This window comes from Deferrisoma camini S3R1 (assembly GCF_000526155.1).
In the GTDB taxonomy this organism is placed as follows: Bacteria; Desulfobacterota; Deferrisomatia; order Deferrisomatales; family Deferrisomataceae; genus Deferrisoma; species Deferrisoma camini.
Genome location: NZ_JAFN01000001.1, coordinates 376,804 through 399,956 on the forward strand (window position 1 = coordinate 376,804; position 23,153 = coordinate 399,956).

General features: G+C 70.9%; 21 protein-coding genes. 11 read left to right on the forward strand and 10 right to left on the reverse strand.

Features of this window, described 5'->3' with window-relative positions; translation table 11 throughout:
• The first annotated feature begins 78 nt into the window (after positions 1-78).
• The 7 genes from DEFCA_RS0101655 to DEFCA_RS23930 all read left to right on the forward strand — a co-directional run bounded on the left by DEFCA_RS0101655 (position 79) and on the right by DEFCA_RS23930 (position 8,172).
• Positions 79-1,407, forward strand: coding sequence for a nucleotide sugar dehydrogenase (locus DEFCA_RS0101655; RefSeq protein ID WP_025321311.1), 1,329 nt, complete (start codon positions 79-81; stop codon positions 1,405-1,407).
• Between the two features lie 87 nt (positions 1,408-1,494).
• The gene (locus DEFCA_RS0101660) at positions 1,495-2,433 is read left to right on the forward strand and encodes an SDR family oxidoreductase (RefSeq protein ID WP_025321312.1); all 939 of its coding nucleotides are present in this window, start codon (positions 1,495-1,497) and stop codon (positions 2,431-2,433) included.
• 90 nt (positions 2,434-2,523) lie between these two features.
• Positions 2,524-5,079 (forward strand): PAS domain-containing hybrid sensor histidine kinase/response regulator, encoded by a 2,556-nt coding sequence (locus DEFCA_RS20135; protein ID WP_025321313.1) that lies wholly within the window; start codon positions 2,524-2,526, stop codon positions 5,077-5,079.
• A 49-nt stretch (positions 5,080-5,128) separates the two neighbouring features.
• Positions 5,129-5,527, forward strand: coding sequence for a response regulator (locus DEFCA_RS0101670; RefSeq protein WP_025321314.1), 399 nt, complete (start codon positions 5,129-5,131; stop codon positions 5,525-5,527).
• The gene (locus DEFCA_RS0101675) at positions 5,520-6,152 is read left to right on the forward strand and encodes a chemotaxis protein CheC (protein ID WP_025321315.1); all 633 of its coding nucleotides are present in this window, start codon (positions 5,520-5,522) and stop codon (positions 6,150-6,152) included. The genes DEFCA_RS0101670 and DEFCA_RS0101675 overlap by 8 nt, the downstream gene beginning before the upstream one ends.
• A complete protein-coding gene (locus DEFCA_RS0101680) occupies positions 6,149-6,676 on the forward strand; it encodes a PAS domain-containing protein (protein ID WP_025321316.1) in 528 nt (175 codons plus the stop codon). Before DEFCA_RS0101675 ends, DEFCA_RS0101680 begins: the two co-directional genes overlap by 4 nt.
• Positions 6,673-8,172: a PAS domain-containing sensor histidine kinase gene (locus DEFCA_RS23930; protein WP_025321317.1), complete on the forward strand. Its 1,500-nt coding sequence runs from the start codon at positions 6,673-6,675 to the stop codon at positions 8,170-8,172. The genes DEFCA_RS0101680 and DEFCA_RS23930 overlap by 4 nt, the downstream gene beginning before the upstream one ends.
• A 116-nt stretch (positions 8,173-8,288) precedes the next feature.
• Here DEFCA_RS23930 and DEFCA_RS0101690 read toward each other — a convergent pair whose 3' ends face one another.
• Positions 8,289-9,038, reverse strand: coding sequence for a class I SAM-dependent methyltransferase (locus DEFCA_RS0101690; RefSeq protein WP_025321318.1), 750 nt, complete (start codon positions 9,036-9,038; stop codon positions 8,289-8,291).
• On the opposite strand from DEFCA_RS0101690, the gene DEFCA_RS0101695 reads away from it, so the two are divergent.
• A complete protein-coding gene (locus DEFCA_RS0101695) occupies positions 9,022-9,882 on the forward strand; it encodes a metallophosphoesterase (RefSeq protein WP_025321319.1) in 861 nt (286 codons plus the stop codon). The two genes, DEFCA_RS0101690 and DEFCA_RS0101695, sit on opposite strands and share 17 nt — an antisense overlap.
• Here the strand turns inward: DEFCA_RS0101695 and DEFCA_RS21195 are convergent.
• The 7 genes from DEFCA_RS21195 to DEFCA_RS0101730 all read right to left on the reverse strand — a co-directional run bounded on the left by DEFCA_RS21195 (position 9,764) and on the right by DEFCA_RS0101730 (position 17,508).
• On the reverse strand, positions 9,764-10,252 hold the full coding sequence (locus DEFCA_RS21195) for a universal stress protein (RefSeq protein WP_084318628.1): 489 nt from the start codon (positions 10,250-10,252) through the stop codon (positions 9,764-9,766). The two genes, DEFCA_RS0101695 and DEFCA_RS21195, sit on opposite strands and share 119 nt — an antisense overlap.
• A 192-nt stretch (positions 10,253-10,444) precedes the next feature.
• A complete protein-coding gene (locus DEFCA_RS0101705) occupies positions 10,445-12,520 on the reverse strand; it encodes a TRAP transporter permease (RefSeq protein ID WP_051463175.1) in 2,076 nt (691 codons plus the stop codon).
• Positions 12,521-12,629: 109 nt separating this feature from the next.
• A complete protein-coding gene (locus DEFCA_RS0101710) occupies positions 12,630-13,604 on the reverse strand; it encodes a TAXI family TRAP transporter solute-binding subunit (protein WP_025321322.1) in 975 nt (324 codons plus the stop codon).
• Between the two features lie 200 nt (positions 13,605-13,804).
• Positions 13,805-15,214, reverse strand: coding sequence for an aspartate aminotransferase family protein (locus DEFCA_RS0101715; protein WP_025321323.1), 1,410 nt, complete (start codon positions 15,212-15,214; stop codon positions 13,805-13,807).
• A 12-nt stretch (positions 15,215-15,226) separates the two neighbouring features.
• The gene (locus DEFCA_RS0101720; protein ID WP_025321324.1) at positions 15,227-16,081 is read right to left on the reverse strand and encodes a BKACE family enzyme; all 855 of its coding nucleotides are present in this window, start codon (positions 16,079-16,081) and stop codon (positions 15,227-15,229) included.
• A 53-nt stretch (positions 16,082-16,134) separates the two neighbouring features.
• Positions 16,135-16,947 carry a MurR/RpiR family transcriptional regulator gene (locus tag DEFCA_RS0101725; protein ID WP_025321325.1) on the reverse strand — a complete coding sequence of 271 codons (813 nt, stop codon included), beginning with the start codon at positions 16,945-16,947 and terminating at the stop codon, positions 16,135-16,137.
• A 102-nt stretch (positions 16,948-17,049) separates the two neighbouring features.
• Positions 17,050-17,508 (reverse strand): polyhydroxyalkanoate synthesis regulator DNA-binding domain-containing protein, encoded by a 459-nt coding sequence (locus tag DEFCA_RS0101730; protein ID WP_025321326.1) that lies wholly within the window; start codon positions 17,506-17,508, stop codon positions 17,050-17,052.
• 179 nt (positions 17,509-17,687) lie between these two features.
• On the opposite strand from DEFCA_RS0101730, the gene DEFCA_RS0101735 reads away from it, so the two are divergent.
• From DEFCA_RS0101735 to DEFCA_RS0101745, 3 genes are all read left to right on the forward strand, one after another.
• Positions 17,688-19,466 (forward strand): protein kinase domain-containing protein, encoded by a 1,779-nt coding sequence (locus tag DEFCA_RS0101735; protein WP_025321327.1) that lies wholly within the window; start codon positions 17,688-17,690, stop codon positions 19,464-19,466.
• A 140-nt stretch (positions 19,467-19,606) separates the two neighbouring features.
• Positions 19,607-20,263, forward strand: a complete 657-nt coding sequence (locus DEFCA_RS0101740) for an FHA domain-containing protein (RefSeq protein WP_025321328.1) — start codon at positions 19,607-19,609, stop codon at positions 20,261-20,263.
• 3 nt (positions 20,264-20,266) lie between these two features.
• Positions 20,267-20,986: a PP2C family protein-serine/threonine phosphatase gene (locus DEFCA_RS0101745; RefSeq protein WP_025321329.1), complete on the forward strand. Its 720-nt coding sequence runs from the start codon at positions 20,267-20,269 to the stop codon at positions 20,984-20,986.
• On the opposite strand, the gene DEFCA_RS20140 is transcribed toward DEFCA_RS0101745, so the two are convergent.
• Both DEFCA_RS20140 and gltX read right to left on the reverse strand, forming a co-directional pair.
• A complete protein-coding gene (locus DEFCA_RS20140) occupies positions 20,983-21,522 on the reverse strand; it encodes an FHA domain-containing protein (protein ID WP_025321330.1) in 540 nt (179 codons plus the stop codon). The genes DEFCA_RS0101745 and DEFCA_RS20140 overlap by 4 nt on opposite strands.
• A 155-nt stretch (positions 21,523-21,677) precedes the next feature.
• Complete coding sequence (gene gltX / locus DEFCA_RS0101755; RefSeq protein WP_025321331.1) at positions 21,678-23,093, reverse strand: glutamate--tRNA ligase; 1,416 nt, start codon at positions 23,091-23,093, stop codon at positions 21,678-21,680.
• Between the last annotated feature and the right edge of the window lie 60 nt (positions 23,094-23,153).

Sequence of the window (23,153 nt, forward strand, 5' to 3'; positions counted from 1 at the left end):
CCGGCCGGAAGGCCTCGTGTCATGTCGTTTCCACCGGCGACCAACGACTAACGACCGCAGTTACGGAAAGGAACTTCTATGTCGCACGACTTTTCGACGATTCCGGAGCGGCTGCGGGCCGGCGATGCAACGCTGGCCGTGGTGGGGCTGGGGTACGTGGGGCTCCCCCTGGCCGTGGCGTTCGGGCGCAAGGTGCCGGTGGTGGGGTTCGACGTGAGCCAGTCCAAGGTGGAGTCGCTGCGAAACGGCGCAGACCCCACCGGCGAGCTGGGGCCGGACGAGCTGGCATCGACCCGGATCGACTACACCACCAACCCGGGGGACCTCCGGAGGGCGTCGTTCATCGTGGTGGCCGTGCCCACGCCCATCGACCGGCACAAGAAGCCGGACCTGGGGCCGATCGTGGCGGCCAGCCGGGCCATCGGCCAGAACCTCACGCCCGGTGCGGTGGTGGTGTACGAGTCCACCGTGTATCCCGGGGTCACCGAGGAGGTGTGCGTGCCGGTGCTCGAGCGCGAGTCGGGGCTGAGGTGCGGCACGGACTTCCGGGTGGGGTACTCGCCCGAGCGGATCAACCCGGGGGACAAGGAGCACACCCTGGAGCGGATCGTCAAGGTGGTGGCCGGGCAGGACGCCGACACCCTGGAGGTGGTCGCCCGGGTGTACGAGCTGGTGGTGGAGGCCGGGGTCCACCGGGCGCCCACCATCCGGACGGCCGAGGCGGCCAAGGTCATCGAGAACACCCAGCGCGACCTGAACATCGCGCTCATGAACGAGCTGTCGGTGATCTTCAACCGCATGGGCATCGACACCCGGGCCGTGCTGGAGGCGGCCGGCACCAAGTGGAACTTCCTCCGGTTCACGCCGGGGCTGGTGGGGGGGCACTGCATCGGCGTGGATCCGTACTACCTCACGTACAAGGCCGAGGAGCTGGGGTACAAGCCCCAGGTGATCCTGGCGGGCCGGGCCATCAACGACGGCATGGGCAAGTACGTGGCCGAGAACACGGTGAAGGGCCTGATCCGGTGCGGAAAGGTGGTGCAAGGTAGCCGGGTCCTGGTGCTGGGGCTCACGTTCAAGGAGAACGTGTCCGACCTGCGCAACTCCCGGGTGAAGGACGTGATCCGCGAGCTCCAGGAGTACGGCGTCGAGGTGGTGGCCCACGACCCCCTGGCCGATCCGGCCGAGGCCGAGCGGGAGTTCGGACTGCGGCCGGTGGGCCTGGACGAGGCCGGCCCGGTGGACGGCATCGTGGCCGCGGTGGGCCACGACGCCTACCGGGACCTCACCCTGGAGCGCCTCAAGGGGTTCTACCGGGAGAACGGCCGCGGCGTGCTGGCCGACGTGAAGATGCGCTACGATCGGATCGAGGCCGAGGCCGTGGGGCTGTACTACTGGTCGCTGTAGCGGGTGGGCCCGCGCGCCCCTTCCGTCTCTTTTGTCCCTGATGTCCCTTTCGGCTGCTTCCGGCAGCACAGAAACCGAGGAGATCCCATGGCAACGTTTCTGGTCACCGGCGTGGCCGGCTTCATCGGGTCGAACCTGGCCGAGGCCCTGCTCGCCCAAGGCCACCGGGTGCGGGGGCTCGACAACTTCCTGACCGGGAAGCCGGAGAACCTTCGGGGCCTGGACGGCCTGGAGTTCGTCGAGGGCGACGTGCGGGACCCCACGGCCTGCCGGAGGGCCTGCGAGGGGGTGGAGTTCGTGCTCCACGAGGCGGCCCTGGGCTCGGTGCCCCGCAGCATCGAGGACCCGGGCCTGTCCAACGAGTGCAACGTGACCGGCACCCTGAACCTCCTGGTGGCGGCCCGGGAGGCCGGCGTGCGCCGGTTCGTGTTCGCGGCGAGCTCGTCGGCTTACGGCGACACCCCCACCCTCCCCAAGGTGGAGGACATGGTGCCCCAGCCCTTGAGCCCCTACGCGCTGACCAAGCTGGCGGGCGAGGAGTACTGCCGGCTGTTCTTCGAGCTCTACGGGCTCGAGACCGTGAGCCTGCGGTACTTCAACGTGTTCGGCAAGCGCCAGGACCCGTTCAGCACCTACGCCGCCGTGATTCCCAAGTTCGTGTCGGCGCTGCTCAAGGGGGAGCCGCCCGAGATCTACGGCGACGGCGAGCAGACCCGCGATTTCACCTACATCGCCGACGTGGTCCAGGCCAACCTGCGGGCCTGCGAGGCGTCGCGGGAGGCCTGCGGAAAGGTGTACAACGTGGCCTACGGCGAGAGGATCAGCCTCAACGATCTGTACCGGGAGATCGCGGGGCTGCTGGGCTGTGACCTCGAGCCGCGATACGGGCCGCCGAGGCCGGGGGACGTGAAGCACAGCCTGGCCGACATCTCCCGGGCTCGGGAGCTTCTGGGGTACGAGCCTGCCTACGACGTGCGGCGGGGCCTCGCGGAGGCGATCGCCTGGTACCGGGAGAACCTGGGGTAGGGGGCTACCCCGTCGACGCTCAACTCTCCGGGGCGGCCTGCCGATACCTTTCACCATAAATGCCGTGCGGTAGGAGGGGGAAACGCTCCGATGAACCCGACCCGCATCCTCGTGTGGGGGCTCGAGCCCCGAGCCCGCAGGGCAGCCGACGAGCTGGGGCGGTCCGATCCGGACCTGGTGGTCGGAGCGTGCGGAGCGGACGCCCGGCCGGGCGCGGACTTCGACCCCAAAGCCTGGGACGCGGTGCTGCTGGTGGCCCCGGACAACGACTGCCGGTCGGTGGAGCGGTTCGTCCTGGCCCTGCAGGACGTCACCCCGGACCTGCCGATCTTTCTCCTCTGCCCCAAGGCCTTCGACTCGGCCTGCGAGGTCCACCGGGCCCAGGCGGACTTCGTGGCCCCCTGCGCCCACGTGGTGTGCATCGACCGGGTGGCCGGCGCGGCCCGCCGGGCCTTGTCGGCCCGGGCGGACCGGGTGGGCCGGGTGCGGGCCGAGCAGCGGTACCAGGAGCTTTTCGAGCGGGTCCCGATCGGCCTGTTCCAACGCCGGCCCGACGGCACCTTCCTGGACCTGAACCCGGCCATGGCCGAGATCCTGGGGTGCTTCAGCCGCGAGGAGCTCCTCGGAAGGCGGGTGGACGACTTCTACCTGGACCCGTCCGATCGGGAGCGGTTCGAGGCCGAGCTCGAGGCCCGAGACGAGGTGCGCGACTGGACGGTGCGGATCCGGCGGGCCGACGGCCGGCCGAGCTGGGTGTCGGTGAACGCCCGGGCCGTGCGGGACGAGAAGGGCCGGCTGCTCTACATCGAGGGCGCGACCCGGTGCATCGACGAGCGGGTTTCCGCGCGCCAGAGCCTGGAGCGCAGCGAGGCCCGGTACCGCAGCCTGGCCGACGCGGCCCGCGAAGCCATCTTCGTGCACGACGGTCAACGGATCCTCGATGCGAATAGGGCGGCGGAGGAGGCACTCGGATACAGCCGGGAGGAGCTCCTGGCCCTCAACCCCCTGGACCTGATCGCCCCGGAGGACCGGGACATGGTCCGAGGCCGGATCCAGGCCGGGTTCGTGGGCGAGTACGAGGCACGGGGGCTCCGCAAGGACGGCAGCGTGTTCTGGGGGAGCCTGCGGGTGGGGCCGTTCGACTGGATGGGGAAGAGGGTCCGGATTGCGGTGGTCCAGGATATCACGGCCTACAAGGAGGCCGTGGAGGCGGCCGAGGCGGCCCACCGCCGGCTGCAGAACCTGATGGACGCCGTGCCCGTGGGCCTGGTGCTGGCCACGGGCCCCGGCCGGGTGCTGACCTCGAACCGGGCCGGCCGCGAGGCCCTCGAGGCCCTGGGCGCCGACCCGCACGGTGAGGTCCGGCAGGTGGGGGGGCGGCTGTTGGCCGAGCTCCTGACCCCGGACGGGTCCGAGGTGGAGCTGCGCTCCCCCGACCACAGCCGGTGGTACGTGCTGAGCACCCACCCGATCGAGACCGGTTCCCAGGGGGTGCTGTGGGCCCTGGTGCTCCGCGACGTGACCGAGGAACGCCGGCTCCGGGAGCAGGCCGCCCACCAGAACCGCCTGGCCGCGGTGGGGCAGCTGGCCGCCGGCATCGCCCACGACTTCAACAACCTATTGCTGGCCATCACCGGGTACGCCGAGCTGGCCTCCCAGGAGAAGGGATTGTCCGAGAAGGCCCGGGCCCGGCTCGACGACCTGGTGCGGGTGGGGTTCCGGGCCGCCGACCTGGTGCGGCAGGTGCTCGACTTCAGCCGGGGTACCGGCTCGGAGAAGGTGCCCCTGAACCTGGTTCCCCTGGTCAAAGAGACGGCCAAGATGCTGGAGCGCACCCTGCCCGACGAGATCCGGGTGGTCACCCGCCTGGACGGCACCGACGTGAGGGTGGTGGGGTCGGCGGTGGAGATCCAGCAGGTGCTCATGAACCTGGCGCTGAACGCCCGCGACGCCATGCCCCGGGGCGGCACCCTCACCCTGAGCCTGCGCACGCTTTCCTCCGGCCGGGGGCCGGGCTGGGCCGAGATCGCGGTGAGCGACACGGGCGCCGGCATCCCCCCCGAGGTCCGGGAGCGGGTGTTCGAGCCGTTCTTCACCACCAAGGAGACGGGGCGGGGAACCGGGCTGGGCCTCGCGCAGGTGGCCGGCATCGTGAACCAGCACGGCGGCCGTGTGGATTTGGAGAGCGAGCCGGGCCGTGGCACCACGGTGCGTGTGTTTCTGCCGCTGCGGACTGCCCGCCCGTCTACCCTCAAGAGCGAAGCCGAGGTGGTCCCACGGGGCAGGGGCGAGCGGGTGCTGGTGGTGGACGACGATCCGGCCGTGTGCGAGATCACGGCGGCCCTCGTCGAGAGCCTGGGGTACCGGGTGGAGACCGCGGCCGACGGCCGAGAGGCGATCGAACGGGTGGAGGCGGGGGGGATCGACCTGGTGCTCAGCGACGTCTCCATGCCTCACATGGGGGGATTAGAGCTGTTACGGGCCCTTCGGGACCGAAACCGTACCCTTCCGGTGGTGTTGTTGAGCGGGTTTGCCGAGCCCGAGGACCTCGGGCCCGAGGTGCCGTTCCTGCGCAAGCCCCCCACCCGCCGGGCCCTGGGCCAGCTGCTGGCCCGGGAGGTGAGGCGGGGCGGAAACCACGGGTGAGAAGCGAGTTCGGGGCGCAAGGACCCATTCATCCACAAGGAGCCAAACCATGCCGAGGGTTCTGATCGTGGACGACTCCGCCTGGGCCCGGGCCCTGGCCCGCCAGGTGGTGGAGGGGATCGGGGTCCCGGCCCTGGAGGTCCGCGAGGCCGCAGACGGGGTGGGGGCCCTGGAGGCGATGACCGTGGACCCGCCGGACCTGGTGGTGCTCGATCTGGTCCTGCCCGGCATGCACGGCGACGAGGTGCTTCGCCAGGCCCGGGAGGCCGGGTTCCGCGGCAAGGTGGTGGTGCTCACGGCCGACGTGCAGGACGCCACCCGCGCGGCCATGGACGAGCTGGGGGTGGATGGGTTCGTGACCAAGCCTTTGGTGGGCGACGCGGCCGAGGCCCTGGCGGACCACCTGCGGCGCCATCTCGAGGCGCGGGGAGCCCAGGGCCATGGTTGAGTTCTCGGCGCGCCAGAAGGACGTCCTGACCGAGGTGGTGAACCTGGGTATGGGCCGGGCCGCGGCGAGCCTGTCCCGGCTCACCGGCGACCGGATCCTGCTGGAGGTGCCCCGGGTCGAGGTCCTGTCCCTGGCCCAGCTCGACGAGCACCTAGGTGAGGTGGCGGACCAGGAGGTGTGCAGCGTGCTCCAGGTGTTCGAGGGGGAGGTGGCGGGCGACGCCATCCTGTTCCTGCCCTTGCCGAGCGCCCGCAACCTCCTGGAACTGCTGGTGGGCCGGCCCATGGCCCTGGCGCGGTTCTCCGAGCTGGAGCAGGCAGCGCTGATGGAGGTGGGAAACATCGTGATCAACGCCTGCCTTGGTAGCCTGGCGAACCTCCTGAAGACCCGGTTCTCGTTCCTCGTGCCCCACGTGGCCGTGCAGAGCCTCCGGCCCATGCTTCGGGGGGACGGCCGCGGCGACGACCCGGACCGGATCTGCCTGTTGGTGGAGAGCCGGTTCCGGGTGAAGAGCCGGGCCGTGGACGGGTACCTGGCCATCGTGGTGGGGGTGGACTCGGCCCGGGCGCTGGCCTCGGCCGTGGACCGGCTGCTGACCGCCACCGTGGGGAGCTGGGCGACATGAGGGGCCGGGCCGAACTGTGGGAGCAGGTGGTGGAGCACCTGGACGCCGGCATCGTGCTCGTGGACCCGGCACTGACGGTGACCTACTGGAACCCCTGGATGGCCCGCACCACGGGGCTTCCGGCCGAGGCGGTGGAAGGGCGGTTTCTCGGGGAGAGGTTCCCCCATTTGTCGGAGGGCGGCACGCTGGACCGGCTGCGGAGCGTGGTGGAGCAGGGGGTGCCGGCCACGTTCAGCCACGCGTTCCACCGGGCGTTGTTCCGCCCCCAGGGGCCCCTGGCCGACGACGACGCCCCTCGGTACCAGGAGGTCAAGAGCCTGCCCCTGCGAACGGGGAGCGAGATCGAGGGCGCCGCGCTCCTGGTGTACGACGTCACGGCCCTGGCCCTGCGGGAGTTCGCCCTGTCCGAGGCGGCCCGGCAGCTGCGGGTGCTGCGGGAGGAGATGGCGTCCATGCGGGAGGAGATGAGCCTGCGGGCCCCCTCGATCGACAAGATCCTTGCCCTGCTGGAGGGCACGCCGTGAGACCCGACCCCACCGGTGAGCACACCGCGCGCCTGATCGTGGAGGGCGCCGGGGTGGGCCTGGTGCTCCTGGACTCCGAGCTTCGGGTCCGGGCGTGGAACGCGTGGATCGCCCGGGCCTCGGGCATCGAGACCGGGGCCGCGCTGGGCCGGCCCCTCGCCGAGGTGGTGCCGACCTTCTTCGAGGGCCACGAGCCCGAGCTCGAGGAGGTGGCGGGAACGGGCGGATACCGGTTCCTGTCGGCCCTGCTCCACCCGGAGCTCCTGCCGCTGCGCGAGCCGGACGGCTCGTACCTGGTCCACGACGTGCTCCTGAGCCCCGTGGAGGCCTCCGGCGAGCGGCGATGGGTGCTCCTGACCGTGCGCTCGGTGGCCGAGCACGTGCGGGCCTACCGGGACCTGGAGCGGCTGTTCACCCAGGTGGCCGAGGGCAAGCGCGTGTGGGAGGCCACCTTCGATGCGGTGGGGGAGCTGATCTGGGTGGTGGATCCCGCAGGACTCGTGCTGCGGGCCAACCGGGCCGTGGCCCGGAGGGCCGGCCGGCCGTTCTCAGAGATCGTGGGCCGGCCGTGCGGGGAGGTGTTCGGGGTGCCCGACTGCGACGCGTGCCTGGCCGCCACCCCGGACGGGGGGGAGGGGATCGCGCGGTGCCTGGGCCCGGACCATCGGTTCGCGGTGTACCCCGTGGGCGACGGAAACCGGGTGTGCGTGGCTGTGGACCTCTCGCCGATCCGGCGGGCCTGGGCCCAGGCGGCCCGGGCCGAGAAGACCTTCTCCCTGGTGCGGCTGGTGGCCGGTGCGGCCCACGAGCTCAACAACCCCCTCTCGGCCATCGCGGGCGCGGCCGAGGTGGCGTTGTTGACCTGTGAGGACCCCGGGCTGCGCCGGAAGCTCGAGATCATCAACGAGCAGGCCCACCGGGCCGCGGGGATCCTGCGGCGGCTGCAGGAGTTCGCCCGGCTCCGGCCCGGGGGGAGGGAGCCGGTGGACCTGGGGGGGGTGTGCGCCCGGGTGCTCTCGGGGGTGAGCGTTCCCGAGGGCGTGCGGGTGGTGCGGGACTGCCCCCCGGGGGGGCTGCCCCGGGTGATGGGGCAGGCCGACCGGCTGGAGTCGCTGCTCGCCGCCCTGCTGGACAACGCCCTGCGGGCCGTGGGCAAGTGCGGGGAGGTCTGGATCCGCGGCCGGCACGACTCCGAGTCCGACCATGTGGAGGTGCGGGTCGAGGACACGGGCCCGGGGTTCCCGCCCGAGGCGCTCCCTCGGGTGTTTGACCCCTTCTTCACCACCCGGGAGGTAGGCCAGGGCGCGGGCCTGGGGTTGTCGGAGTGCCAGGGCATCGTGGCCGACCACGGCGGGACCATCGAGGCGGCGAACCGTCCCGAGGGCGGGGCCCGGATCACGGTGCGCCTGCCCGTGCGCGGCTCCCGGCCGGGCGACCTGATTCCCCCGGTGGGGACCCAAGACCGGATGCCCGCTGGCCTTCCCACCTCCCACTGATACCGAGTTGCGTCCAAACCGAGAGTTCTCGTGGGGCGGCGCAAGGGACCTGAGGACCCGAGGGACGGAAAGGGGAGCCGGGAGCGAGCGTTCCAGCTTCCCAGCCTCCCAGCCTCCTAGCCTCCCAGCCTCTTAACCTCCCGGCCTATTTCATGCACCCACACCCCGTGGCTCGCCCCCTGCCACCCGATCTCCACCAGGTGTAGCTCCCTCCGGAACCCCTCCCGCTCCAGACGTTCCACCGTGCCCTCGGCGATCTTCCGGCCCGGCTCGGCCACGAAGGCGAGGCCCCCCGGGGCGAGCACCGCCTTCAGGGTCTGGAGAAACGGGTCCAGGAACCGGTGCTCGTAGAGCACGTCGGCCGCGAGCACGAGCGGCGCGGTGAGGTCCTCGGGGGGCTCGCGCCAGTCCACGGTCCGGACCTCGCCCGGTCTGCCCAGGTTCAGGGCGTGGTTGGCCCGGGCGAACCCCAGGGCGTCGGGGTCGTAGTCGGTGAACACCACCCGGGCCCCGGCCAGGGCCGCGGCCGTGCCCACGAGCCCCAGGCCGCAGCCGAGCTCCACCGCCCCCACCCCGGGCTTCACCCGGTTGGTGGCCAGCAGGAACTCGGCCAGGGCCACCCCCGAGGCCCACAGCTCGGCCCAGTACGGGAACCGCTCGTCCTCCTCGAACGCCCGGGGGCCCACCCGGTCGGCCAGGGCGTTGGGATCGGCCGGCTGGAACAGGCGGATCGTGCGGCCGGCCACCGGCACGCGGCGGACCGCCGCCTCATATCCGCCGGGCAGGAGTCGCGCCGCGCGTCCGAAATCCGTATAAAGGGGGTCTTCGATCGCCCCGGGAGGAGTGCGCATGCGGATCTGGGCCATCGCGGACCTACACCTTTCGTTCGGAAAGCCGAAGCCCATGGACGTGTTCGGCGACCACTGGCGGGACCATCCCGGCCGGATCGCCCGCGCCTGGCGCGAACGGGTGGCCTCCGAAGACGTGGTGTGCCTGCCCGGGGACCTGTCGTGGGCCCTGAAGCCCGCCCAGGCCGAGCCCGACCTGGCCTGGCTGGGGGAGCTGCCCGGCCGCAAGATCTTGGTCAAGGGCAACCACGACTACTGGTGGACCTCCACGTCCCGGGTGCGCCGGATGCTGCCCGAGGGGGCGTTCGCGATCCAGGGGGAGGGTCTGGTCCTGGACGGAGTGGGGTTCGCCGGCGCCCGGGGCTGGGTGGACCCGGAGCTCGACTTCTCGCCCCTGATGGGCCACCTGCCCGGCGAGGACGCCCGGCTCCACGGCATCCGGGGCGAGGAGGAGGACCGGCGCATCTACCAGCGGGAGCTGGGCCGTCTGGAGCGCAGCCTCCGGTCGTTGCCCGACCACGCGGAGCTCCGGGTGGCCCTGCTCCACTTCCCCCCCACCTCTCCCCGGCTTGAGGACACCCCGGTCACGCGAATGCTGGAGCGGCACCGGGTGGACCTGTGCGTGTTCGGCCACCTCCACGGCCCCGGCTGGGACCGGTTCGAGAACCCCTACGGCGAGAAGAACGGCGTCCGCTACTACCTGGCGAGCGCGGACTTCGTGCGGTTCGCGCCGGTGGAGCTGCTCATTCCACCAGCCTCGACACGAACACGGGCCTGCGGGACTTCCGGAGCACCCGTTCGGCCACGGTGCCCAGGAACACGTGCCGCAGCCGGCCCTTGCCGTGGCTCCCCATCACAATGAGGTCGGCGTCCACGTCCTCGGCCGCCTCCAGGATCTGGGCCGCGGGGTCGCCGTGGGCCACCCGGATCCCGGCCACCCGGTCCCGGTCCTCCGGATGGTCGGGCAGTTCTTCCTCGGCGAACCTGGCGAGCCTGCGCTCGATCTCCTCGACCACCTCGCGCTTGTGCTCCACCTCGAACGCGCCCAGGCGGCCCTCCCCCATCACGGTGGACACGTAGTTGACGACCGCCGAGTCCACGTCGGGCAGCACGTGGAGGATGTGGATCCTCCCGTCGTAGTGACGGGCTAGGCTCACCGCGTGCCGGAACGCCTGGGCCGCGTTGGGGGAGAGATCGGTGGCGTACAGGATGGTCTTGTACTCGGGAATCACGGGGCACCTCCGTTAGCCCGCATGATTCATGAGCGTTCGTCGCGAAACCGTCGAGTGTGCGTCAGATCGGGGCAAGCGCAGCAACGAGGGGCGCAGGCGTACTGGGCGGTACGTCGAGCCCCGAGGCGCGAGCACGCCCCGAGATGGCGTGCAATCGGCGGTTGCAGCAGAAGGCTTCATGAATCATGCGGGTTAGGCCGGGCTCGGGGCGGTCCGGGCCACCCGGGGTTTTTGGAGCAGGTACACCAGGCCCCACACGGCCAGCCCCACCAGGTACATCCAGTACCGCTCCTCGTGGGGAAGGCCCACCAGGCTGCTGGTCCAGTCGGGCCGCATCATGATCAGGGTCACCAGGAGGAGCAGGGGCACCTCGTACCACCGGTTCCAGGTGATGAACCACCCCTGGGTGGCCGAGGCGAAGGCGAACGCCCCGATGCAGGTGGCCGCGAAGATCATGAGCCCCTGAGGCCAGCTGTTGATCCCCCACAGGATCAGGTCGTGGTTCAGGATGAACATGAACGGCAGGATGGCCGTACGGATGTCGTACATGAACCCCTGGAGCCCGGTGGGGATCGGCGGGCTCTTGGCGATGGCCGCGGCCGCGTACGCGGCTAGGCCCACCGGCGGGGTGTCGTCGGCCAGGATCCCGAAGTAGAAGCAGAACAGGTGGGCCGCGATGATCGGCACGAACAGCCCGTTCCACTCGGCGATCTGCACGATGGCCGGCGCGGTCAACGCCGCCATCACGATGTAGGTGGCCGTGGTCGGGAGCCCCATGCCCATGATCAGGCTGGCGAACGCCGTGATCGCGAGCATCAGGTAGATGTTGCCCCGGCTCAGGGTGTCGATCACGTCGGTGATGAGGCCCCCGAGCCCCATGGTCACCACGCCCACGATGATGCCAGCGGCAGCCGTGGCCACTGCCACGCTGACCATGTTGCGGGCCCCCGAGATCAGCCCGTCCAGGATCTCGGTGCCGGAGCGCCGAAGGGCCGCGGCCATGTCCCCGCCGGTCCGCCAGGCCCGTACCGGGTGCTGCAGCAGCATCACCCCGGCGAGCACCAGGATGGCGCGGAACGCAGCCAGGTCCGGGGAGTGGCGGGGGATGATCAGCTCGTAGAGGAGGACGAGCAGGGGAATCAGGTAGTGGAGGCCCGAGACCAGGGTCTGCCGGAACCTGGGCAGGTCCGCCTTGGGAAGCCCCTTGAGCCCCAGCTTCGACGCCTCGATGTGGGTCAGGTAGAACAGGGTGGCGTACGAGGCAAAGGCTGGGATGGCCGCGGCCTTGACCACCTCCAGGTACGACACGTTCACGTACTCCGCGATGATGAACGCGGCCGCCCCCATGATCGGCGGCATGATCTGGCCGTCGGTGCTGGCTGCCACCTCGATGGCCGCGGCCTTGGTGGGGGGGTACCCCACCTTCTTCATGAGGGGGATCGTGAAGGTGCCGGTGGTCACCACGTTGGCGATGGACGACCCGGACACCAGGCCGGTGAGGCCGCTCGACATCACCGCGGCCTTGGCCGGCCCGCCCTTGTACCGGCCCAGCAGGCTCATGGCCAGGTCGATGAAGAACCGGCCCGCCCCGGCCTTCTCGAGCATGGACCCGAACAGCACGAACAGGAACACGATGGTGGCCGACACGTCCAGGGGGATGCCGTAGATCCCCTCGGTGCTCATGGAGATCTGGCTCACGTACCGGTCGAGGCTCACTCCCTTGAACGCGATCACGTCCGGCATGTACGGCCCGAAAAAGGCGTACAGGGTGAACGTGCCGGCGATGATCGGCATGGCAGGGCCGAGCACCCGGCGGGCCGCCTCGAGCAGGAACACCACGAGCACGATCCCGAACACGATGTCCCGGGCGTTGGGGATACCGATGCGGGCCGACACGCCCTCGTAGTCCCAGGCGATGTACACGGCCGCCACCACGGCGGCCCCGGCCAGGGCCATATCGATCCAGGGGATCCTGCGCTTCTCGCCGAGCCACCTCAGCCCCGGGATGCGCACCGTGCGCCGCAGCGTGGGGTACGACAGGAACACGATGGCAAAGGCGAAGGCCAGGTGGATCGCCCGAATGTACGTGGAGTCGAGGAGGAGCCAGCTGGCCAGGGAGAGCTGGAACGCACTCCAGGTCAGGGCGATGGCGGGCACGAGCCCGCGTTGCCAGCCCTGGGGCCGGCGCAGCCCCAGCTCCTCTTCCTCCTTGAGGCGCTGGGCCAGGTTCTGGTCGGCGGTATCCAGGTCAGCGGGGGGCACGGACATGACGGTCTCCCTGCCGGACGGTCGGGTTGGAAAGCGTGGGTCAGGAGATTGAGCCCGGGCCAGGAAACGCGGGGGAGGGCTCCGGACCCTCCCCCGCGGGGCAGGACGTCTACTTCAGCAGACCGACCTCCCGGAAGTACTTCTCCGCGCCGGGGTGCAGGGGAGCGCTCAGGCCCTCGAGCATGCTCTCCTTGGTGAGCACCTTGTAGGCCGGGTGGAGCTTCTTGAACTCGTCGAAGTTCTCGAACACCTCCTTGGTGATCGCGTACACGATGTCCTCGGGCACGTCGATCGAGGTGCAGAAGGTGGCCTTCACGCCGAAGGTCGGCACGTCTTCCTTGTTCTCGGCACCGGGGTAGAACTCCACCGGGATCTTCGAGGCGGCGTAGTAGGGGTACTTGTCGGTGAGCTTCTTCACCACCTCGGCCGGGATCTCCACGAACCGCACCTTGCGGGCGCCGGCCGTGGCCTCCTTGATGGCGCCGCTGGGATGGCCCACGGTGTAGAAGAACGCGTCGATCCGGCCGTCTTGGAGCATCCCGGGAGCCTCGGCCGCCTTCAACCCCTCGGCCCGGATGTCCTTCTTCCAGTCGATGCCGGCCGCGGCCAGGGCGTCGATGGAGTTCTGGCGCTGCCCCGACCCGGGGTTGCCGATGTTGACGGTCTTGCCCTTGAGGTCGTAGATGGTCTTGATGCCGGCGTCCACCGCGGCCACCAGGGTGACCGACTCGGGGTGGATGGAGAACACGGCCCGCAGCTTCTTCTGGGGCTTGCCCTCCCACTCGGCCAGCCCGTTCCACGCCTGGTACTGGCGGTCGGACTGGACGATCCCGAACTCCAGGTCCCCGTTCATGATGGCGTTCACGTTGAACACCGACCCGGCCGTGGACTCCACGGTGACCCGCAGGTTGTACTCCTTGCGCTTCTTGTTGACCATCTTGCTGATGGCTCCACCGGTGGGGTAGTACACCCCGGTCACGCCCCCGGTGCCGATGGTGACGTAACGCATCCGGGCGGAGGCGTCAGTGGTGAGCCCTAGGGCCGACACGCCCAGGGCCAGGGCCAACACGGCGAGCTTCCTCATGGCCTTCCCTCCTTACCGTTGTGGGCCAGGGGCCCGTGACGAAAACGATTTGATGCAGCCAAACGGGGCGGTTCATGTACCGGAACCGGCTCCCCGTGTCAAGATCGCTCCGGCTCCCCGACCCGGATTCCGTGCGGCGGACGGGGGGCAGCGGCCGGCCCTGCCCGGCCGGAACAGTAAAAACCCGTTTGGCCCTCGAATCAAGGGGTTTCGCCACCGGTGACCCGATCCACCGCCTCGGTCAGAATCGTCACCAGCAGGTCGATCTCGGTCTCGCGGATCACGAAGGGGGGGCACAAGAGGATGTGGTCGCCCCGGGTCCCGTCCACCGAGCCGCTGCCGGGGTAGGTCACGAGCCCCAGCCGGAACGCCTCGGCCCCGACCCGCTCGGCCACCCGGGCCTCGGCCGGGAACGGCTCGCGGGTCTCCCGGTCGGACACCAGCTCCACGCCGGCGAACAGGCCCAGGCCCCGGATGTCGCCCACGTGGGGGTGGTGCCCCAGCTCCTGGCGCAGCCGGGCCAGGAGCACCCGACCCATGGCGTCGGACCGGGCCACCAGGTCGTGCTCCTCCATGTACCTCAGCACGGCCGCGCCCACGGCCATGCTGACCGGGTGCTGGCCGTAGGTGTGGCCGTGCACGAACCGGCCCGAGCCGTCCCGGATGGCGTCGTGGACCTTGCGGTGAACCAGCACCGCGCCGATGGGCGCGTACCCCGACGACAGCCCCTTGGCCAACACGACCAGGTCGGCGTGCACGCCCCACCGCTCCAGGGCCAGGGGGCGGCCGGTGCGGCCCACCCCGGTCATCACCTCGTCGGCCACCAGGAGGATGCCGTACCGGTCGCAGATCTCCCGGATCCGGGGCCAGTAGCCCTCCGGGGGCACCAGGGCCCCTGCCGTGGCCCCCACCACCGGTTCGGCGATGAACGCCGCGATGGAGTCCGGACCCTCGTACCGCACCGCCCGCTCCAGGGCCTCGGCGCACTCCAGCTCGCAGGTGGCCGGGCTGCGGTGGAACGGACACCGGTAGCAGTAGCACGGCTCGATGTGGGGGGTGTGGAGGATCAGGGGCATGTAGGGGGCCCGACGGCTCGTGTGACCGCCCAGGGCCAGCGCTCCGGCGGTGTTGCCGTGGTAGGCGGTCCATCGGCTGATCACCTTGTAGCGCTCGGGCATGCCCCGCTCCCGCCAGTACTGGCGGGCCATCTTCACCGCGGTCTCCACCGCCTCGGACCCGCCGGAGACGAAGTACACCTTGTCCAGGTCCGGGTGGGACGACAGCGCCGCGACCCGGGCGGCCATCTCCTGACACGCCTCGGTGGTGAACTGGGAGCCGTGGGCGAAGGCGATGCGGTCGAACTGGGCCAGGGCCGCCTCCCGGATCTCGGGAACCCCGTGGCCGATGGCCACCACGCAGGCCCCGGACGACCCGTCGAGGTAGCGCCGGCCGTTCTCGTCCCAGATCCACACCCCTTCGGCCCGCACGGCCTTGGGGTAGCGTTTGCCCGGGCTGCGGTAGAACACGTGATCCGCCCCGGCCGGCTCCACGAGCCGGTCCGGAGGGGGGGAGTCGGGGGTCTTGGGTTGGGTCGCCAGCGCAACAGCCATGGTGCCCCTCCGTCAGGGGTTGGGCCGCGGGCCGGCCTCGGCCCGGGGAAGCGAGAGAATGCGGCGGGCCTCGTCCGGGGTGGCCACGGGCCGGCCGATCTCCTGGGCCAGCCGCACCACCCGCTCCACCAGTTGGGCGTTGGACCGGGCGAGCACGCCGCGTTGATAGTAGATGTTGTCCTCGAGCCCTACCCGCACGTGCCCTCCCAGGGCGAGGGTGGTGAGCATGATCGGCAGATGGCCCCTGCCGATGCCGATGGAGCTCCAGGTGGACCCCGGGGGGATCGACTCCACCATGTGCACCAGGGCCTTGGAGGTGGCCGGGGCCCCGCCGGGAGCGCCCAGCACGAACTGGAAGTGGAGCGGGGGCTCCAGCAGGCCCTCGTCCCGGAGCCGCAGGCAGTTGCCGATCATCCCCGTGTCGAAGATCTCCAGCTCCGGCTTGGTCCCGACCTGGGCCATCCGGCGGGCCAGGTCCCTCAGGAACTCCGGCGGGTTCAGGAACACCCCGTCTCCCACGTTCAGGCTGCCGGCGTCGAAGCTGGCCAGCTCGGGCCGGAACCGCAGGGGGATGAACCGGGCCTCGTAGGCCAGGTTGCGGCCGGGAATGCCGCTGGTGGTCAGGCAGATCACCGGGTCCACCCCGGCCGCGGCGATCCGGTCCAGGACGCGGCGGTAGAGACCCTCGTCCTGGGTGCCCACGCCGGTCTCGGGGTCGCGCACGTGGATGTGAACCACGGCCGCGCCGGCCCTCACGGCCTCCACGGCCGCGTCGGCGATCTCCTCGGGCAGGATCGGGATGTGGGGGCACTTCTCGCGGGGGGTTCGGCTTCCGGTGACCGCGGCGGTGATGATGAGCGGTTCCAACGCTTGCATCCTCCGGTGGCTGCGGGGTGCCGGAAGCCCAGGGAAGGGGCCGGCTACCCCTCTTCTTCAGGGTTCCAGTAGACGCTCTGCCGTTCCCAGATCTGTTCCCGGGCCTCGAGGGCCTTGAGCCCGTCCTCGCCCCGCACCTCGCCCACCGCCAGCAGCAGGGCCTGGGCCAGGCTGATCGAGGCGGTGAAGCTCTCCACGTACCCGTCGATGCCGTAGGCCGCCGGCAGCAGCACGTGGGCGTGGGGGGCCAGGGGGGAGTCGGGGCCGTCGGTGATGGCCACCACCGTGCCCCCCTGCCGCCGGGCCAGGGCCGCGCCCTCCACGGCGATGCGGGTGTACCGGGGGAAGCTGATGGCCACCACCACGTCGCCGGGCGCCACCCGGGCGAACTGGTCCCACACGTCGGCCGTGCGGGGGGCCAGGAGCCTTGCGTTCACGCCGAGGAACGACAGCCCCAGCTCCAGCACCACGGCCGTGGCGTGGGACATGCGCAGCCCGAACACCCACACCCTCTGGGCGCCGGCCAGCAGGTGGGCGGCCTTCCAGAACTCGCCCTTGGGCATATCGGTCCAGGTCTCTCTGAGATTCTCGATGTCGCGGGAGAAGGACCGGGAGAGGGGGTCCCCGTGGATCGTGAACCGCTCCACGGTGGTGCGCCGGCCCACCAGGTTCTGGCGGAGCCGCCGTTGGAACTCGGGGTAGCCGGAGAACCCGGAGGCCTGGACCGCCCGGATCACGGTGGACTCGCTGATCCCCAGGCGCTCGCCCAGCTCCCTGGCGGTGAGGTAGCTGGCCTCTTCGGGGTGGGCCTGGGCAAAGGCGAGCACGCGGTCCCGGGGGCGCGAACGGCTGGGCAAGGCAGGAGCTCCTGCGCAAGGTTTGAGTTGCAGGAAATCCTGCACACGCCCGGGAGCGGTGTCAAGGGAAAAAACGGCGGTTCGCGGTGGGAGCCGGCCGGTTCAGCGCTTCTCCGCCAGACGGGCCTCCAGCTCGGCGATGCGGGCCTTGAGGGCCTCGATCTCCTGGGTGGGGGAAGGTGGGGGGGCCCACGGCCCCATCCAGGTCCGCCACACGCTCTCCATCTGCTGCTGGGCGTTTCGGTAGGCGGCCATGCCGGCCGAGAACACGCTCTCCAGGAACTGCTCGTAGGCCGACTCGCCGTACTGGATGAGCTGGTGGAGGAACCCCACCGGAAGGAGATCCCTGCGGTCCTTCTCCTCCTCCAGGATGATCTGGGTGAGGATCACCTTGGTGAGGTCCTCTCCGGTGGTGGCGTCCACCACCTCGACGGTGTGCCCGTCCTTCACCAGTTCCGCGATCTGCCGAAGGTTCACGTACCGGCTGTTGCGGGTGTCGTAGAGCCGGCGGTTGGCGTACTTCTTGATCAGAATCCGTTCGGAGTCGTCCGGCTTGGTCATGGAATCGTCCTCTCTTCGGGATCCGCCTCTTCACGCCCACAGGGAGCCCCGGAGCCTGCGGGTGAACTCATAAAGGTATCCATACCGCGTTGCAACATCGGGGGGAAGGGCCCCGCGCTTGAGTTTTTGCGGCGCACGGCCGTTCAGAAAACCTGGGTTCCCCGAACACGAGGCGTGGGATGAAGGACGTCGGACCGTACCGGATCGTGGGCAAGCTGGGCCAGGGGGGCATGGCCACGGTGTACAAGGGGGTCCAGACCTCCCTGGACCGGCCCGTGGCCGTGAAGGTGATCGCCCAGAGCCTGGCCGACGACCCCGAGCTGCGCGAGCGGTTCCGCCGGGAGTCGCTCATCATCGCCCGCCTGACCCACCCGAACATCATCCACGTGATCGACAGGGGGATCACCCGGGACGGACGGCCGTACTTCGTCATGGAGTACGTGGAGGGCACGGACCTGGCCCGCCTCATCCGGGAAGGCGGGCTCGACACGAACCGAAAGCTGGACCTGATGACCCAGGTCTGCAAGGCCCTGGCCTACGCCCACAAGAACGGGGTGATCCACCGGGACATCAAGCCGGGCAACATCCTGGTGGACCTGGACGGCAACGCCCGGGTGCTCGATTTCGGGATCGCCCAGTTCGCGGACGAGTCCCGGGTGTCGGACTCGACCCAGGCCGGGGTCGTGATGGGAACCCTGGCTTACATGTCCCCCGAGCAGAAGGTGGACAGCCGGGCCGTGACCCCGGCTAGCGACATCTACTCCCTGGGCGCGGTGATGTACGAGCTATTCACCGGCGGGAAGCCAGGCTCCCCGCCGAAACCGCCCTCGGCCCTGCGTCGGGACCTGCCGGAGGCCCTGGACGAGCTGATCCTCCGGTGCCTCGACCCCGACCCGGCCCGTCGGCCCCTCTCGGCCGACGTGGTGCGGGACCGGCTGCTGCAGATCCTGCGCGGCGCCCACATCGCGGGGGACCAGCGCCGGCGGGCCGGCCAGGGCATGGCCCGGATCGGGGAGAAGTTCGCCCTGCTCGACGTGCTCAAGGAGGACCGGTACGGCGCCGTGTACCTCTACGAGAACCGCGAGGACCACTCCCTGCTGGTCATCAAGCGCAAGCCCGCCGGCAGCCAGGGGTACACCGAGGCCCGCATGCTCACGGCGCTCCGGCACCCCAACATCGCCAGCGTGCTCGGCACCTCCCAGAACGATCAGTTCTACATCGTCGTGATGGAGTACCTGAGCGGCGGGTCGCTGCGCGACCGCCTGGTGCGGCCGCTGCCCTGGCCCGAGGCCGCCCGGATCGCCCGGGGCATCCTGCAGGGCCTGGCCTTCGCCCACCGAAACCGGATCGTCCACGGCAACCTGAGGCCCTCGAACGTCCTGTTCGGGGAGCGGGGGGACGTCAAGCTCACGGACTTCGGCCTGGACGAGCACTACGCCGACCCCTCCGGCCCCCCCAACTGGTACGGCATCCGGGGCGAGGAGCGGTCGGTGCGCGCCGACCTGTTTGCCGTGGGGGTGATGCTCTTCGAGATGCTCGCCGGGCAGCGCCCCCGGTGGGACGGGGGCACGCTGGTCGAGACCGAGGGGTTCCAGGCCGCACCGCAGGCCCTGGCGGACCTGGTGCGCAGGCTGCTGGCGTTGGCCCCGGACGGCCGCCCGGCCACGGCCGATGCGGCCCTGGAGGTGCTGGAGCGCCTGGAGGAGGGCCCCGGCGAGGACACCGGGGCCCCCACCGTGGTGCTCGGGGCCGGGGAGGGCCCGGCCGCGGCCCAAGGGGCTGGCGCGGCCCGCGGGCCGGCGGCCTGGGGCCGCCGGGTGGGCATGGTCGCCGCCCTTGCCGGAGCCGCAGTCGCCGGGTACTGGGCCCACGCCCTGGTCTCGCGCTCGGCCCCCCCCGCCGTCCAGGCCCTGTACGACCAGGTGGCCGCCTGGGTGAAGGGGTGGCTGCCCGGGTGAGGCCAAGTCGAGTTCAAACCGAGAGTTCTCGTGGGGCGGGGCAAGGGGTCCAATGGCTTTGAACGCAACTTGGTATGACGCCCCGACCCCACGATGAACGGCCAACGACCAACGACGAACGGCCCTACAAGGAGTTCCCCATGGACCGGTGGCGCGTGTTGCTGGGTGACCGAGAGGTGGCTCGGTTCGATCTGCCCGAGGGCGGGGCGGTGGTGCTGGGCCGGGGCGCCGACGCCGACGTGCGTATCGACAACCCCGCCGTGTCCCGGAGCCACTGTCGGTTGGTCCGACAGGGGGGACGCGTGCGGGTCGAGGACCTGGGAAGCCGCAACGGCACGTTCGTCAACGGCGTTCGGGTCGAGGGAAGCGCCCCGGTCGGCCCGGAGGACCGGGTCACTTTGGCCAAGTTCACGGTGCAGGCCGCGGCCGAGTCGGCCGACCCCGGAACCGATCTAGACGCCACCGTGGTGTTGGGGCGCGGGCCCGGGCCCGGGCGCTCCGCACCGCCCCGCCGCCTGGTGTGCCTGTCCGGCCGGGCCGAGCCGGAGGTGGTGGACCTGTCGGGGCGGGGGGTGGTGCGGGTGGGTAGGGGTTCGGAGTGCGAGGCGCGGGTGGGTGGGTTCGCACTCGGCCGGGTCCAGTTCACGGTGCTGGCCTCGGCCGACGGCCACGTGGTGGCCCACCGGGGCAGGTGGCGGGCGACCCGGGTGGCGGGCCGGAAGCTCGGCGGCGAGCCGGTGCGGCTCTCGCCGGGCGACGAGATCGCCGCGGGCCCGGTGCGGTTCCGGTACGAGTGACCCGTGCGGACCTGGTTCCGGAACCGACCCCCGGGGGGCTGGCGGGCCGCCGGCCTGACCCACCCGGGCCGGGTGCGGCCCCACAACGAGGATGCGTTCGGGCTGCTGGAGCGCCCCCCCATGTGGGTGGTGGCCGACGGCATGGGGGGGCACGCAGCTGGCGACCGGGCGGCTCGGATCGCGGTGGCGGCGGTGGTGGGGGCGGTGTCCGCCGTCCGGCGGCCGGGGCCCGAGGCTCTGGTGGCCGCGGTGGAGAAGGCCCACCGGGCCGTGGCCCGGGACGCCGGGGCCGACCCGGTCCGGGCCGGAATGGGATGCACCCTGGTGGCCGCCCTGGCGGCCGGGCCCCGGCTCCACGTGGTCCACGCGGGGGACTCCCGGTGCTACCTGCTCCGGGGCGGCGGCCTTCGGGTGCTCACCCGCGACCACTCGGCCGTGGCCGAGCTCGGGGACCGGTCGTCGGGGCTGCGCCACGTGGTGACCCGGGCCGTGGGGGTGGCTCTGGAGGCGGGCCCGGAGTACACGTGGGAGGGGGTGGAGCGGGGAGACCGGGTGCTGCTGTGCTCCGACGGGCTGTGGGGGCCCGTGCCGGCCGGTCGGATCGAAGGGCTCCTTCGCGAGAGCTCAGATCCCCTGTCGGCTTGCGAAGCCCTGATCGAAGCGGCCCTCGAGCGAGGCGGGCCGGACAACGTCACCGCGGTGGTGGCGTTCCGGGAGCGCTAGCCCATCATCTCCACCCGGATCCGCAGCCGGGTGTTCCCGATCCGCACCTCGTCGGTCTCGCCCACGAACTCGGCCGTGGCGGTGCGCTCGTTCACGAACGTGCCGTTGGTGCTGCCCAGGTCCTTCACGATCACCCGGTCGCGAACGCGCTCGATCTCCAGGTGGAGGCGGCTGACGAGGGGGTCGTCCACCCGGATCCCGGCGTCGCCGCGGCCCACGGTGACCCGGGGCTCGTCGAAGCTCAGGGTTCGAGCGGTGCCCTCCCGGGACACGATCTCCACGACCAGGCGGTAGGTCGCGCCGGCCATGCCCATGCGGGCCAGGTCGCTCACGTGGTGGTACACCGTGCCGTCGGGCACCGGGGGCGGGCCGGCGGGGCGTGGCTTGGGGGAGGAGGGCCGGTCGTGGAGGTGCTCCTGGACCACCGATACGGTATCGCAGCGCTTGCACCGGTAGCGGGCGGGTCGGGGCGGGAGCTTCGCCGGGTCCACCCGCAGGGCGGTTTGGCACGAAGGGCAGACAAAGTAGCACGCCATGGGGTTCCTCCCCCGGCCCGAAGAGGTCAGCTACACCGCCCCCGGGGAAGCGAGCCTGTGTCTTCGACTGCGGGTCATACCGAGTGGCACTCGAACAGAGAGCCCTTGCCCCGCCGGTTCAGGGGCCCGATCGCTTTGATGAACGCAACCTGGTATCAGCCGGCCGCCCTGGCCCGGGCCATCTCCAGGGCCCGCTCGATCCGCTCCAGGGCCCACTCCCGCCCCACCAGCACCAGGGTCTCGAAGATCCCCGGGCTCACCGTGGTTCCGGTCACGGCCACCCGGAGGGGCTGGGCGGCCTTGCCGATCTTGAGGGCGTGCTTGCCCTCCACCACGTCGAGGAACGCCCGCTCCAGGGACGCCACGTCCCACCGCTCCACGGCCCGGAACGCCTCGAGCAGGTCGGCCAGCACCGGCGCGATCGCGGCCTTCAGGTGTTTCTTCGCCGCGGCCGGGTCCACCTCGATCTCCCGCACGAAGTAGGGGGTGGCCTTCTCGGCAAACTCGGCCAGCGTCTTGCAGCGGGGCCGAAACGCCTCCACCAGCACCGCCAGCTTGCCGCGGTCGGCGGTGTCGTACCCCTTGCGCTCCAGAAAGGGTCTCACCAGGTCCACCAGCCGGTCCTGGGGGCACTCCTTGATGTAGTGGGCGTTGAGCCACAGGAGCTTGTCCTCGTTGAACACGCTCGCCGACCGGCCCACCCCGTCCAGGTCGAACAGATCGATCAGCTCCTGCAGGGAGAAGATCTCCTGGTCACCGTGGGACCATCCCAGCCGGGCCAGGAAGTTCACGAGGGCCTCGGGCAGGAACCCTGCGTCCCGGTAGGCCTCCACGCTCGTGGCACCGTGGCGCTTGGACAGCCGCTTCTTGTCGGGTCCCAGGATCATGGGCACGTGGGCAAACCGGGGCAGGGGGTAGCCCAAGGCCTGGTACAGCTGGATCTGGCGGGGGGTGTTGTTCAGATGGTCGTCGCCCCGGATCACATGGGTGATGCCCATGAGGGCGTCGTCCACCACCACCACGAAGTTGTAGGTGGGGGAGCCGTCGGTGCGTAAGATCACCAGGTCGTCGAGCTCCTCGTTGTCGTAGACCACCTCCCCCTTCAGGAGGTCGGGAACCACGGTGGTGCCGGTCTGGGGGGCCTTGAACCGGACCACATGGGGCTTCGAGGGATCCACGTCGGTGCGGGCCCGGCAGGTGCCGTCGTACTTGGGCTTGCGGCCCTCGATCAGCGCCTTCTGCCGTTTGGCCTCCACCACCTCCGGCGGGCAGTCGCAGCGGTAGGCCTTGCCCTCCTTCAGCAGCCGTTCCACGTGCTCCAGGTACAGGCCGGTGCGTTGGCTCTGGAAGTAGGGGCCCTCGTCCCAATCGAGCCCGAGCCACCTCATGGACTCCAGGATGGCCCGGGTGCTCTCGTCGGTGGAGCGCTCCCGGTCGGTGTCCTCGATGCGCAGCACGAACGTGCCGCCGTGGTGGCGGGCATAGAGAAAGTTGAACAGGGCGGTCCGGGCCCCGCCGACGTGCAGATGGCCGGTGGGGCTCGGGGCGAAGCGGGTCCGTACACCCGACATGGGGAACTCCTCCGATGTCAACGAGAAAAGAAATGGCGGCCGGGGGACGAAACGAGAGCG